A 13,097-nucleotide genomic window follows, 5' to 3' on the forward strand; every position below is an offset into this window, starting at 1 on the left:
GAAAAGTCGATACATTTAATCTGTTATATGTTAGAATTTAACTGACATAGGTAAAAACTGGGAAGGTGATGGAGGCTGAAACTGAATAACGTAAGTCCAAAAGTTAAATGTTTATACGATAAATTTTTTGAAACTGAATCAGATATAGAGAAGGTATTAACATTTGTTGCTGAACAGAGAAGGTGCAATGAAGTCTCTACAAGTGAGATTAAGCAATTAATTTCAATAATGAGAAGTCAGCAATTTAATCTTATTGCGGCTAAGTTGCTTAATATGTTAGGATATTTATTGCTTAATCAAGGGGAGACACAGGCGGCTATTGATTTGTGGGATGAGGCTATATCAATTTTTGAAAAAAATGAAGATGAAGCTGGGATAGTCCAAAGTTACAGTGGTTTAATGTGTGGTTATTTTAACCTTGGCCTATATGATGAGAGTATTGATTTTGGAGTGAAGGGACTAAGACTGGCACAGGAATCAGGGGATGATCAATTATTACTATTAACGTTAGGAAATATTGCATTTAATTATTATGCATTAGAAAAATATGAGGAAGCAAAAGAAGCAGTAAAATTGATAAGATGTTTAAAAGAACCAGTCGTGGAGGGGAATAAAGTATCTTTAGATCAGTTAGAAGCTGGCATTTGTTTAGTCGATAATAATCTTGAGGAAGCTAAGTATTTGATTGATCGTGCTTATGAACGAGTACTTAACCTTAATCATCCGGCATTATTGTCAGAAACTTTACGTATGAGAGGAAAAGTTTATTATCAACTTGGTGATGATAAAGTATATGAGGAAAGCTTTGAAGAATCAATTCGTCTAGCACAGGAAGGAAATTTTTTAGAATACCTGGCACAAACGTATTATGAGTGGGGGAAAATCGAGTTAGCGAAGGATAATAAATTAAGAGGAGAGCTATTTCTGTTAGAAGCTGATCATTACGTTAAGCGTCTTGGAAGTCCATTACTATCTGTTAATATATGTAGGGCTTTAATTGAATTTTATAAATCATTAAATATTTTTGAACTTGCCTTGCATTATTATGAAAAATGTTCGGAAGTAGAAAGAAAGGCTCACCTAAAGCGTTCTGAGCTTTGGGAGAAGCGAATTAATCGAGAGAAATATATTAGTGAAGCAAAGATTTTTAAGTCACTCTATGATGAATTAGAAACTATTTCTCATATCGGTCGTTCGTTTACAGAAACATTAAGTTTGGAAAAATTAATCATTCATGTTCATGAACAACTTTCTAAAATGATGGATACGACTGTATTAGCTATTACAGAGGTTAACGAAGAGAAAAATTGCTTAGACTATTTAATATATTTAGAATCAGGTAATCGATTGAACTCTGGATATGTTAGCTTAGACGATGAGAATAGTTTAGGCGTTTATTGTATTAAACAAAAGGAAAATTTAATTATTAATAATTTAGATGAAGAATATGAACTATATCAGTTAAAAAAGGATGAAACGATTTTATTTCAAAAAGGTATTAAATCCATACTTTGTTGTCCTTTAATCATTCGTAATGAAGTTAAAGGGTATATTACTGTTCAATCTTATGAAATTAACTCATACACTCAACGCGATTTAACTAAGTTAAGTGTTTTAGCTTCTTATATTATTATTGCTTTAGAAAATGCTAAGTTATATCGTCAGACAGCTTATTTGGCTCGCTATGATGGATTAACAAGTTTATATAATCGAGTAGAGGCACTAAAAAAAGGAGAAAAATTATATCGGCTAGCTAAACATAAAAATCCAATGAGTGTTATCATGATTGATATTGATCATTTTAAACTTATTAATGATACATATGGTCATCAAATAGGTGATCAAGTTATTCAACTATTTAGTAATTTATTGAAGACCAAGCGTAATCGTGATACGGTAATTGGGAGATATGGAGGAGAAGAGTTTATCATCTTTTTAAATCATCGGAATATTGATCAAGCTTGTGAATTTGCAGAACAATTAAGAGAAGAATTGAAGGAGCTTAGTTTTAGATTTAATCAATTAGGAATAAAAGAAGTGACAGCAAGTTTAGGCGTTCACGAGTATCGATTTAATGAAGATTTGTTAGACGATGGAATTTATGCAGCGGATCAAGCAATGTATCATTCAAAAACCAATGGACGTGATCAAGTGACAAGCTACAGGAGATTAATATTAGAAAAATTAGCTCCCTCAAAAGTAAGTGAAAATTAAAGAATTAAAAAACCTGAGATAATCGACCAAGTTGGTGTTATTTAATCAGGTTTTTCTTTTTGGGAAATGATTTTTAAGAGATTAATTTAAGGGTAGAGATTTTTTTATGACTCGTCTGTTTAAAAGGCTATTTTTTATTTGAATGAAATGATATTACGCTAAGATGAAACATACTATTTATTAGAAACCTTAAAGCTTGATGAGCAATATGGCAAAGAGTGAAAGAGGTGTCTTATGAAGAAAATACAAGGGATTGATAAAGAAATTAAAAAACTTAAGGCGCACCTTACTCAACTAAAACTAAATGTTAAGACTAGGTCGATGGGAGTATTATTAAATCAAGAAGCAACTATTCGGAAAAAAATGAAAGTTGTTCAATATTTATTGAATCAACTAGAAGAAACGAATGAGCAACAAATCTATCAAGACTATTTAAGGTTACTAAATGACGCATCAGAACAAATTTTAAATTTATATAATGAGGAGAATGAAACTGAATATCGACTGGAAGAAGTGATTGAGGGATTTGAAGAAGAATACATGCAAAATGGAGTATTATATATTTTACTTAGTCGTTATTTACCAGGATTAATGAATTCTCCTCATTTTGCTATTTTACCGTCACATCCGAAAGATGAGTACCCTATAGCACGTCAGATGAAACGTAAGTTTTATTTACATTTAGGAGAGACGAATACAGGAAAAACCTATCATGCGATGAAGAAACTTGAATTAGGAGAGGATGGAATCTATTTAGCTCCACTTCGTTTATTGGCACTTGAAAATTACGAGAAAATGAACCAAGATGGCGTTAAGTGTCATTTGTTAACAGGAGAAGAGGAGGTACTGATTGAAGGGGCTCATCATATTAGTTGTACGATCGAAAAGTTGGATTTAGAAAAAGAGTATCATGTCGCAGTCATTGATGAGGTTCAATTGATTCAAGATAGTATTAGGGGGGCATCTTGGACACGTGCTATTTTAGGGATTTTAAGTCCAGAAATTCATTTATGTGGCGCACTTAATGTGAAGTCATTATTAATCCAAATGATTACTGAATGTGGGGATGAATACGAGTGTATCGAGTATTTCCGTAATATTCCCTTACAGTTTGAGTCTACTGCTTATCAATTAAATAAACCGATTAAAGGGGATGCTCTGATTGCATTTTCTAAAAAGAAAGTTTTAGAACTATCCAGATATTATCAAGATCGAGGGTTTAAGACGAGTATTATTTATGGAGATTTACCACCAGAAGTACGTCGAATTCAATATCAATCCTTTAGTGAGGGACAAAGTGAGTTACTCATTTCAACTGATGCCATTGGGATGGGAGTTAATTTACCAATTCGAAGAATTGTATTTGTTAGTGCTAAAAAGTTTGATGGGGAAGTCGTTCGTGAATTGACGTCACAAGAGGTAAAACAAATTGCTGGACGAGCAGGACGCAAAGGGATTTATGAAATCGGCTATGTCACAGGCTTAGATGAGCATTTGGCATTTGTAAAAGAAAAGCTAGAATGTAAAGATGAAGTCATTCAGCAGGCTATTATTGGTCCACATGAATCGATGCTTGAAATTAAAGGGATTCCTTTGATTGAGAAACTAATGATTTGGGAAAATCATTATCAAGATATTCACCATTATAAAAAGATGGATATCGAGCGGTATTTGTTTGTATTGACTCAAATTAAACACTATAAGCTCTCGCAATGGGTACAATGGAAAATTATGAAACTACCTGTAAATTTCATGCAAATGGATTTATTGAATTTATTATTACTCTATATCGAGGAACACTTTATCAATGGAAATAGTGAATTAACGAAACCTCGTCTACATGCTGAAGATCTTGAAATACTTGAAATTCACTATCAAGAAGTTAATTTATATTACTCTTTTTCAAAAGTGTTCCATCTCGAATTTGATATAAATTGGGTTTATCGTGAACGCTCTAAGGTTAGTAAAAAATTGAATTATTTATTACTGCGCCTCTAAATGAAAGTTTTTAAATATAATGCAGTAAATATGTTTCTGTATATCCAAAATAAAAAAAAGCAACTTTTTAAAAGTTGCTTTTTTTTACTTATTAGGGATCTTGTGAATAAGCTGATATTAATAAATTAATAGTTAATCTTTTTTCATTAGTATCATCCAAATAATAGCTGGATTACTTATTCAACTGAATATAATTTTAATTAATTTGGAATAATTTTTTCTGCTTTTTTCTCGATAATTGGTAAGAAGTATTGGATACATGGTCCAATTAAAAGTGTTGTGATAATTGTTCCAAGTCCTAAAACTCCTCCTAAAGAGAAACCAACTACAATGAAGATAACGTCCATTGTGATACGAACCCATTTGTATTGCCAGCTTGTTTTATCAACAATAATTAATGGTAATTGGTCAGTTGGAGCAACACTTAATTCAGCTGATTTTAAAATTGAGAATCCAATTGCGATAACAACACAGCTAATAGCTACAATTAATAAACGAACAATTAATGGTAAAGCATCAATACCTACGTTATTTAATAAGTTATTAATTAAATCTAAGAATGGTCCTGCTGTAATAACAGCTAAGAATGTTCCTAAACGGATGTATTCACGAGTGAAGATTAACATACCAATAAATACAATTCCCATAACTAAAATATTAGCTTGGCCAACAGTAATGTGTAATAAATTTGCTAAACCTTGCATAAAGATTGTAAAAGAATCAACCCCAGTATTTGATTTAATAAAGAATGCTACCCCCAACTGGATAATGAAACATCCTACTAAAAAGAACATGATTCGAACGATATAGTTTTTAATATTAAATTTACTCATTATAATCCTCCTATGAGACTGTAAAATAAATAGCCCTTACATTTGAAACTGTATACATAATATAAAAAATATGATAAAAAGTCAACTACTATATGTTATTTTGTCGTATTTATTTTTTTATATTCCATTAAAAGTAAGTTAAACTACTAAATGGAAAAAGCATATAATATAATTAGAATGAAATATTAGGGATTTATTGTATGATAATGATTATTTTATCTAAGAAAAATCAATAATAGTAGGTGAAATACATAGAGAGATCACAAGAAGTCGAAGTGGGGAGGAGGTGTCTGATGTTAATAACACAAGGTAGATATTCATCTTATTTAGATGAATATAATAAAATTACAATACTTGTTCCAAAAAGTTATTATAATGGAGAAATTGCTCCATTTAAGCTTATCAATATGATGACATCAGAGGCTTATGAGTTAAAGGTAGAAGAGAAGTTTGATTTTGGTAACGAGTTAAAATATAGCTTATCTATCCAAGGATTTGTCACAGTAGGAACTGAATATCAAGTCATGGATTGTTATAAAAATACAAGCTATTTATTTTTAGGTTATATTGCGAGAACTGAAGAATTTGATAAACGGTTTTATTATAATGGTGATGATTTGGGGCCAAGTTACAGTAAGAACATGACAAGATTTAAACTATGGGCACCAACTGCTACACAAGTTCAATTAATTTTATATGAAAATGATGTAACCCATTTTAGACGTATGAAGCGACTATCTAAGGGAATATGGGAACTGACTATTTATCAAGATTTAGAAGGGTGTCGTTATCGATATGAGATTGTTAATAATTTAGTACGCCAAGAAACGATTGATCCTTATGCTATAGCTTCTACTGTAAATGCAGAATATAGTGTCGTTGTGGATCCGTTGAAATGTGTTAAAGTTAAACATGAGTTGAGACCTAAACTAAATAAGCCGACTGACGCCATTATTTACGAATTAAGTATTCGAGATTTTACGATTCATCCATCTTCACGAGTTAAAAATCGTGGGAAATTTTTAGGGATAACAGAAGAGATAATAGATGAAAAAACAGGATATCACTATGGTCTGTCTTATTTAAAGGAATTAGGTGTGACACATATTCAATTACTGCCTATTTTCGATTTTGCTGGTGTCGATGAAAACTTTCCAGAGCAATCTTATAACTGGGGATATAACCCAGTCCAGTATAATGTTCCAGAAGGAAGCTATGCTTTAAATCCGAAAGATCCTTATTCACGTATTAATGAATTAAGAACGATGGTTAACATCCTACATGAGCATGGGTTTGGTGTGATTATGGATGTGGTTTATAATCATGTTTATGAACGACGGACCTTCCCGTTTGATGCAATGGTTCCAACTTATTTTTATCGTTATGATTATCAAGGAATGCCATCAGATGGAACAGGGTGTGGTAATGATTTGGCAACAGAACGACTCATGGTTCGTAAATATATTTTAGATTCAGTTAAGTTCTGGGTAGAAGAGTATGGAATCGATGGATTTCGCTTTGATTTGATGGGAATTATTGACGTTGATACGATGAATGAAATTCGTCAACTTTGTGAGGAACTTTATCCAAGTATTCTTCTTTATGGTGAGGGGTGGGATATGAATACCCCATTACCACAAGCTCAAAAGGCTGCTAAGTTTAATGCTTTTAAGCTACCACGAATTGGCCATTTTAATGATGCGTTCCGGGATAATATTAAAGGACATACCTTTAATCATCAGGATCGAGGATTAGCGCTTGGAAATTTCGGATATGCGAATGCTGGAAAACAGTTGCTAGCAGGTAGTTCAGGTTTGATCGAAGGCGAAACATATATGTTTTATGATCCTTCTCAAAGTATTAATTATGTCGAGTGTCATGATAATCATACATTATGGGATCGGATGAAATTATCGAATAGTGATGAAAATGATGAAACGCGTGAAAAACGTCAAATCTTAGCGGCAGCGATGGTGATTTTCGCTCAAGGAATTCCGTTTATTCATTGTGGACAGGAATTTTTTAGAAGTAAGAATGGAATTGAAAATAGCTATAATGTCTCAGATGAAATTAATGCTATTCATTGGGATGAAGTTTATGAACATGAAAAGAGTATTAATTTGATTAAAGGCTACATCAAAATCCGTAAAGCTCACGGTGCTTTTCGTTTTTCAAATGCAATTCTTGTAAAAAAACATCTACGCATTTTTCAACATCATCATTCTGTGATAGAATATACATTGAAAAATGTTAAAGACTATGGGTGTTGGGACGAAATCCATATTTTCTTTAATACACAAAATCGTGAAGTAAATATTCCAATCGTCACAAATGATTTTATATTGATTGCTGATGAGCATCAAAGTGGAACGGAAGGTATTAAATCGATTGAAGGTGAATTGAAAATGGCACCGCTCAGTACGATAATTCTAGTGAAATGATTTGATCTTTGAATCAGTCGTCTCTTTCATTTGGTGATGAATGAACGCAAAAAAGATAAAAGTAGATAGTGAAAACTCCTTAGCACTGCTAAGGAGTTTTTGTTGAGAAATGGAGTGCACATCATGACAGAAGTAGTGAATATTAAAGTAGAAGGCGTTGTTGATGAATTAATTCTCAATTCAATGCAAGTTTTAAACCAAGCATTCTATCAAGCTTCTGCAATCAACCAAGCAGAGGAGTATGCATTAGTGTTTGAATTTCAAGAAGAGGTTGATGGTGACTATCTTGTGGTGACGGGAACCTTGAAAGATGATACGCAGACGATTAAGCGACAATTTGAAGTGAATGAATCAAAGACACGTAAATATGCTTATTTAGCTGTTTATTTATTGTTATTACAACGTGAAACTGGACGTGTTCAATCATGGGGATTATTAAATGGGATGCGCCCAACAAAACTGGTTCATGGAATGAAAAAGCGTGGATTTACCGACCAAGAAATTAAAGATTATATGCAGGAAGAATATTTAGTTTCAGATGAGAAAATTAATTTATTGCTAGAGGTTGCCAATCATCAATTAAAAGTGATTCCTGACCTACATACGATTCAAAATGAAGTGAGTATTTATATTGGGATTCCATTTTGTCCAACACGTTGTGCATACTGTACATTCCCAGCTTATGCTCATGGACCATTCAAAAAGTGGGTAGATCCATTTTTAGAAGCATTACTTGAAGAAATTAAAATCGTGGGTGCTTTTATTAAAGAACGTCAATTATCTGTCACTTCAATTTATTTTGGAGGAGGAACAGCAACGACGTTAACCGCAGAGCAGTTTGAAAAGTTATTAATTACAGTTTATGAAAACATTGCAAATTCACAAGAGGTTCGTGAAATTACAGTAGAAGCGGGGCGTCCAGATACGATTACACCTGAGAAATTAGAGTTGTTAAAGCGATATAATATTCATCGTATTAGTATTAATCCGCAATCATTCCAACAAAAAACATTAGATGAAATTGGTCGTCACCATACAGTAGAAGATGTCATTAAAAAATATTACATGGCTAAAGAACATGGATTTGATAATATTAATATGGATTTAATTGTTGGACTACCAAATGAAGGAAAAGAGGATTTAGCTTATAGTTTAGAGCAGATTGAAAAGCTACAACCTGAATCATTGACTGTTCATATGTTAGCCTTTAAACGAAGCTCGAAAATTACTCAAAATCGTGGATTGTATACAACGGCCTCAAAAGAGGAATTACAAGAAATGGGGCAAATGACATATGATTTTGCTGCTGCTCATGATTATATCCCTTATTATTTATATCGACAAAAAAATATTTCAGGTAATATGGAGAATATCGGTTATTCAAAGGTGGGACAGGAAAGTATTTATAATATTTTAATCATGGAAGAAGCTCAAAATATTTTAGGACTTGGGGTCGGGGCTTCAAGTAAATATTTAATTGGAACATCGGTTCATAATCCAAAAGATTTAAAAACATATATTGATTCATATGAGACTTATGCACAAAAGAAAGTAGAAACACTCATTGAAAGTTTAGAAATAGGTGATACACATGCAAATTAAAGATTTAAAGGTTAAAGAAGTTTCAACGTTAACAGTTATGATTAAATCAGTCAATGTCGGGCGTACAACAGCTCAAAAGCCTTATTTAAAGTTTGAGTTTGTCGATCAAAGTGGTTCTATTTTCGCCAATAAATGGAGTTTAAAACCTGAAGAGTTAAATGCCTTTGAAGCAGGGCAAGTTGTAACTGTTAAAGGACTAGTACAGCTTTATAATGCTCAGAAGCAAATTAATATTGAGTCTGTCTCATTGGTTGAAGGAGAGGTTGATTATTCTCAGTATGTAGAGTCTTCAAAATTTACAGTAGAGAATTTGAAGTCAGATATTACAGGATTTTTAGATGAAATGAAACCTGGGTATTATAAAGATATTCTTAATTATTTTTTAACAAAATATGAGCAAGAGTTTTATCTTCATCCTGCCGCAAGTCGTATGCATCATGCTTTTATGTCAGGACTCGCCCAACATGTTTATGAAATGTTAAAAATGGGGGCAGCTTATTGTGATTTATATCCATTAGTTAATCGAGACCTTTTATATGCAGGGATTATATTACATGATCTTGGAAAATTATTTGAGATGAGCTATGAGCAATGTATTAAAACTGAGTATACACTTGAAGGATTAATGATTGGGCATATTAATATGATGGTATCGATGATTGATGAGGCGTCAAAAGAATTAGGATATGATGGAGAAGAAGTGTTATTCTTAAAACATATGGTGATTGCTCATCGTGGAAAATTAGAATGGGGTTCACCAAAAGAGCCAATGATTATCGAAGCTGAGCTGTTACATTATCTCGATGTTGTTTCAGCCAAAATGACAGCCATTGAGGTTGCACTTAGACATTGTGAAGTAGGGCAAATGAGTGACCGTATTCCAATGCTTGATAATCGTCGTTTTTATCATCATAAATAAAAAAAGAGTTAACGGCTCAACTGAGTCGTTAACTCTTTTTTATTATTTTGCAGCTTCTTCTTGAGCAGCTGATTCTTCGATGTTTGCTACGATTGTTTCATAGCGTTTTTGTAAAAATTCATCTGTAAATTTGAAGTTAGCTTCCGAACGGAATTTAATTAATAATGTTTCTAAACGTAATTGAGTATACTCTTGTTTCATAGCAGTTTGTTCTAACTCTTCCTTCATGTCTTCAAATGATGCTTTTTCATTTTCAGCATATTTATAGATAACGTGGTAACCAAATTGTGTTTTTACAGGTTCCGTAGAGTAGTGTCCGACTTCTAAGGCGTAAGCTGCATTTTCAAACTCAGCAACCATTTCTCCTTGACCGAATGTTCCTAAATCTCCACCATTTTCTTTTGTTCCATCTGTTCCATATTCACCTGCTAATTCCTTGAATGTTGCTTCTTTATCTTCTGCAGCATCTAATTTAGCAATGATTTCTTTTGCAGTTTCTTCATCAGCAACTAAAATGTGGCGAGCGCTAATTTTAGGTAATGTTTCATCATATAATTTTTGTAACATTTCATCCGTAATAGGATATGCTTCAGCTAAAGCTGCATCTTGTAATTGTGCTAATTTGAAGTAATTATAAATTTCTTCATCTGTTTTTAATCCAGCAGATTCCATGGCTTGATAATAGTTAGTTCCGTAAGCAACTTTGAATTGATCAATTAATTCTTTAACTTCTTTTTCATCAACTGGATATTTTTTCTCTAAAATTTGCTCATCAACTAATGAAATTCCATCTGATAATCCATATGCAGGAACTAATTCATCATATAGTTGTTCAACTGTATATTCATGGTCAGTGATTTTAGCGATGATTGAAGAATTTGTTTCTTTTGATTCTTCGTATGTTGTTGAGATTTCTTTATATTGTGTTTCTAAGAAATCATTTGTTAAAACAAATCCAGCAGCTTCACGTTCAGTTGCTAGTGTAGCCACAATGAATTCATCTGTTAATTTATTTTGAATTAATGTTTCTGTTAATTCATCTTTTACTTCTTCAAGTGTTGGGATTTCCTTTGTTTCCTCACTGTTAGTTGACTCTGATTCTTCAGTTGATTCTGCTTCTTCATCTTTTTTGTATTTTTCATCATAAGCTGTTTGGATTTCTTCATCAGTTACTGTAACAGCAGCGCGTGCAGCAGCTTCACGATATAAGTTTAATTCTAAATATTGACGTAATGCCTCTTCATTTTTGAATCCTTGAGCTAATAAGAAATCTTCAAATTCAGGATACATTTGTTTATACATATCGATCGCGCTATCTACTTTAGCTGTATCGATTTCATATTTTGTTGATAAGACGTCATAGTCTACTAGATCTAATAATGCAGATAACCCAGCATCGGTAACCATTTCATCAAATACTTGTTGTTTAGTTATGTTGGCCACATCAGATGTAATAAAATTGTCGTTTCCATTTGGTAATTTCATACCGATTTCATCTTTATTTGAACAGGCACCAAGTAGTAGTGTTGTAGCAAGTGCAGCTGTTACTAGGAAGTACTTTTTCATCACTTTCACATCCTCTTTTTTGTTTGATTTAACGTTTTTAATCATATCATTTTTCAAATTTTGTAACAACATATTTTTGGTAGGTTTTTGTGGAATTTAAGTAAAAACATAAACCAAATCGTGAAAAACTCATAGGATATATTAGCTCAGGAAACTGTGTGGAAAGGCTGGAAAGGAGTTGAGATTATGTTCGGAAATAATTGTGCATTTATCTTAGTCTTATTTATCTTATTAGTCATTATCGGATGCTGCTGGGGATGCGGATCTAGTGCATGGTAGGAAATGAATTGATTGGATATAGAAGAAAAATCTTATGCTCTGAAAAGAGCCTAAATAATAGTTAGTTAAGGAGCGAATTATTATGTGTGGAAATAATTGTGCATTTATCTTAGTATTATTCATTTTATTAGTAATCATCAGCTGCTGCTGTGGTGGATTTGGTTTCTAAAAATAACTTGAGTGATACGAGGAATCTTAGGTAATTGAACTCATGAGTGAATGTTTCAAAATATATTGCTCAAAATATGCTCGATTAAAAAGGACCGTTAGGTCCTTTTTTGTGATTTAAGTCTAAATTTATAAGAATAGACATATATTTAAAAGGATGTGAAGAGATTAGAGTGGCGAAAAAGATCTTTTATTGTCTCTTGTGTCAATATTTAATCAGGGTTATAAATCAAATAAAAATGTCAATAAAATGAGAATAAAAGATGAAAATATACATATTATTCCAGGGTTAACTCGCATATAATCTCTTTGACTTTAATAATTAAGGGGGAGGTCACGATGGGACATTCAAGCTTAACTCCAAAGAATTTTGAGAAGTTATTGTTGTTTATTGAGAATCATTCAGATAAGACGGATGGATTAATGCCTATTTTACATGAAGCACAAGATATTTTTGGTTATATTCCATTAGAAGTTCAAAAGTTTATTTCTGATAAAACAGGAGTTTCAGTTGCACGTATTCATGGTGTCGTTACATTTTATTCTCAGTTTTCTACAGAACCAAAAGGAGAACATGTTGTTGGAGTGTGCTTAGGAACAGCGTGCTATGTTAAAGGAGCACAAGCGATTTTACAGAAACTTAAAGAAGAGTTAGGAATTGAACCCGATCAAACGACATCAGATGGAAAATACTCATTAGTTGCAACCCGTTGTATTGGGGCGTGTGGATTAGCACCAGTCATTACAATTGATGACGATGTGTATGGGAAAGTCGATCCTACACAAGTATCATCAATTTTAAATAAGTACAATTAGTATATCTATGTGTGTAAGCGTTATTCGAACGATAGTGATTATCAACTTTCCTGATTGAGATTGAGGGGGACGTTGAAGATATCAACCATTATTCATTTTTTAATCAGAATGTTTTATATTACGATCTGCTGATCAATTAGAATATGCATTGAAAGTGCATTTGCCTGTGATTTGATGAGCGATGTGTTAGCTTACGTTAACTAAGAAGTGGTATTGAATACACGATTAGCACATGTTAAATCGTTACGAACCACAGAAATA

The 13,097-nt window shown here is 32.5% G+C and carries 9 protein-coding genes; 7 read left to right on the forward strand and 2 right to left on the reverse strand.

Features of this window, described 5'->3' with window-relative positions:
* Positions 1 to 228: 228 nt before the first annotated feature.
* Positions 229 to 2,214, forward strand: a complete 1,986-nt coding sequence (locus AT726_RS09480; protein ID WP_082704895.1) for a sensor domain-containing diguanylate cyclase — start codon at positions 229 to 231, stop codon at positions 2,212 to 2,214.
* A gap of 234 nt (positions 2,215 to 2,448) precedes the next feature.
* Positions 2,449 to 4,212 carry a helicase-related protein gene (locus AT726_RS09485; RefSeq protein WP_055275681.1) on the forward strand — a complete coding sequence of 588 codons (1,764 nt, stop codon included), beginning with the start codon at positions 2,449 to 2,451 and terminating at the stop codon, positions 4,210 to 4,212.
* A gap of 200 nt (positions 4,213 to 4,412) precedes the next feature.
* Here AT726_RS09485 and AT726_RS09490 read toward each other — a convergent pair whose 3' ends face one another.
* Positions 4,413 to 5,045 (reverse strand): YczE/YyaS/YitT family protein, encoded by a 633-nt coding sequence (locus tag AT726_RS09490; RefSeq protein WP_055275683.1) that lies wholly within the window; start codon positions 5,043 to 5,045, stop codon positions 4,413 to 4,415.
* 293 nt (positions 5,046 to 5,338) lie between these two features.
* On the opposite strand from AT726_RS09490, the gene pulA reads away from it, so the two are divergent.
* The 3 genes from pulA to AT726_RS09505 all read left to right on the forward strand — a co-directional run bounded on the left by pulA (position 5,339) and on the right by AT726_RS09505 (position 10,007).
* Positions 5,339 to 7,486 carry a type I pullulanase gene (pulA, locus tag AT726_RS09495; protein WP_068759468.1) on the forward strand — a complete coding sequence of 716 codons (2,148 nt, stop codon included), beginning with the start codon at positions 5,339 to 5,341 and terminating at the stop codon, positions 7,484 to 7,486.
* 123 nt (positions 7,487 to 7,609) lie between these two features.
* Entirely contained in the window at positions 7,610 to 9,088 is a 1,479-nt protein-coding gene (hemZ, locus tag AT726_RS09500) for a coproporphyrinogen dehydrogenase HemZ (RefSeq protein ID WP_068759469.1), read from the forward strand.
* The gene (locus AT726_RS09505; RefSeq protein ID WP_068759470.1) at positions 9,078 to 10,007 is read left to right on the forward strand and encodes a 3'-5' exoribonuclease YhaM family protein; all 930 of its coding nucleotides are present in this window, start codon (positions 9,078 to 9,080) and stop codon (positions 10,005 to 10,007) included. Before hemZ ends, AT726_RS09505 begins: the two co-directional genes overlap by 11 nt.
* Positions 10,008 to 10,049: 42 nt before the next feature.
* On the opposite strand, the gene AT726_RS09510 is transcribed toward AT726_RS09505, so the two are convergent.
* Positions 10,050 to 11,573 carry a peptidylprolyl isomerase gene (locus AT726_RS09510; RefSeq protein WP_068759471.1) on the reverse strand — a complete coding sequence of 508 codons (1,524 nt, stop codon included), beginning with the start codon at positions 11,571 to 11,573 and terminating at the stop codon, positions 10,050 to 10,052.
* A 186-nt stretch (positions 11,574 to 11,759) separates the two neighbouring features.
* Here AT726_RS09510 and AT726_RS12610 point away from each other — a divergent pair, with 186 nt between their 5' ends.
* Positions 11,760 to 11,852, forward strand: coding sequence for a YjcZ family sporulation protein (locus tag AT726_RS12610; protein ID WP_082411206.1), 93 nt, complete (start codon positions 11,760 to 11,762; stop codon positions 11,850 to 11,852).
* Between the two features lie 507 nt (positions 11,853 to 12,359).
* The gene (locus AT726_RS09515) at positions 12,360 to 12,836 is read left to right on the forward strand and encodes an NADH-quinone oxidoreductase subunit NuoE family protein (RefSeq protein WP_055243151.1); all 477 of its coding nucleotides are present in this window, start codon (positions 12,360 to 12,362) and stop codon (positions 12,834 to 12,836) included.
* Positions 12,837 to 13,097: the final 261 nt, after the last annotated feature.

This window comes from Turicibacter sp. H121, from assembly GCF_001543345.1.
Taxonomy (GTDB): domain Bacteria; phylum Bacillota_I; class Bacilli_A; order MOL361; family Turicibacteraceae; genus Turicibacter; species Turicibacter bilis.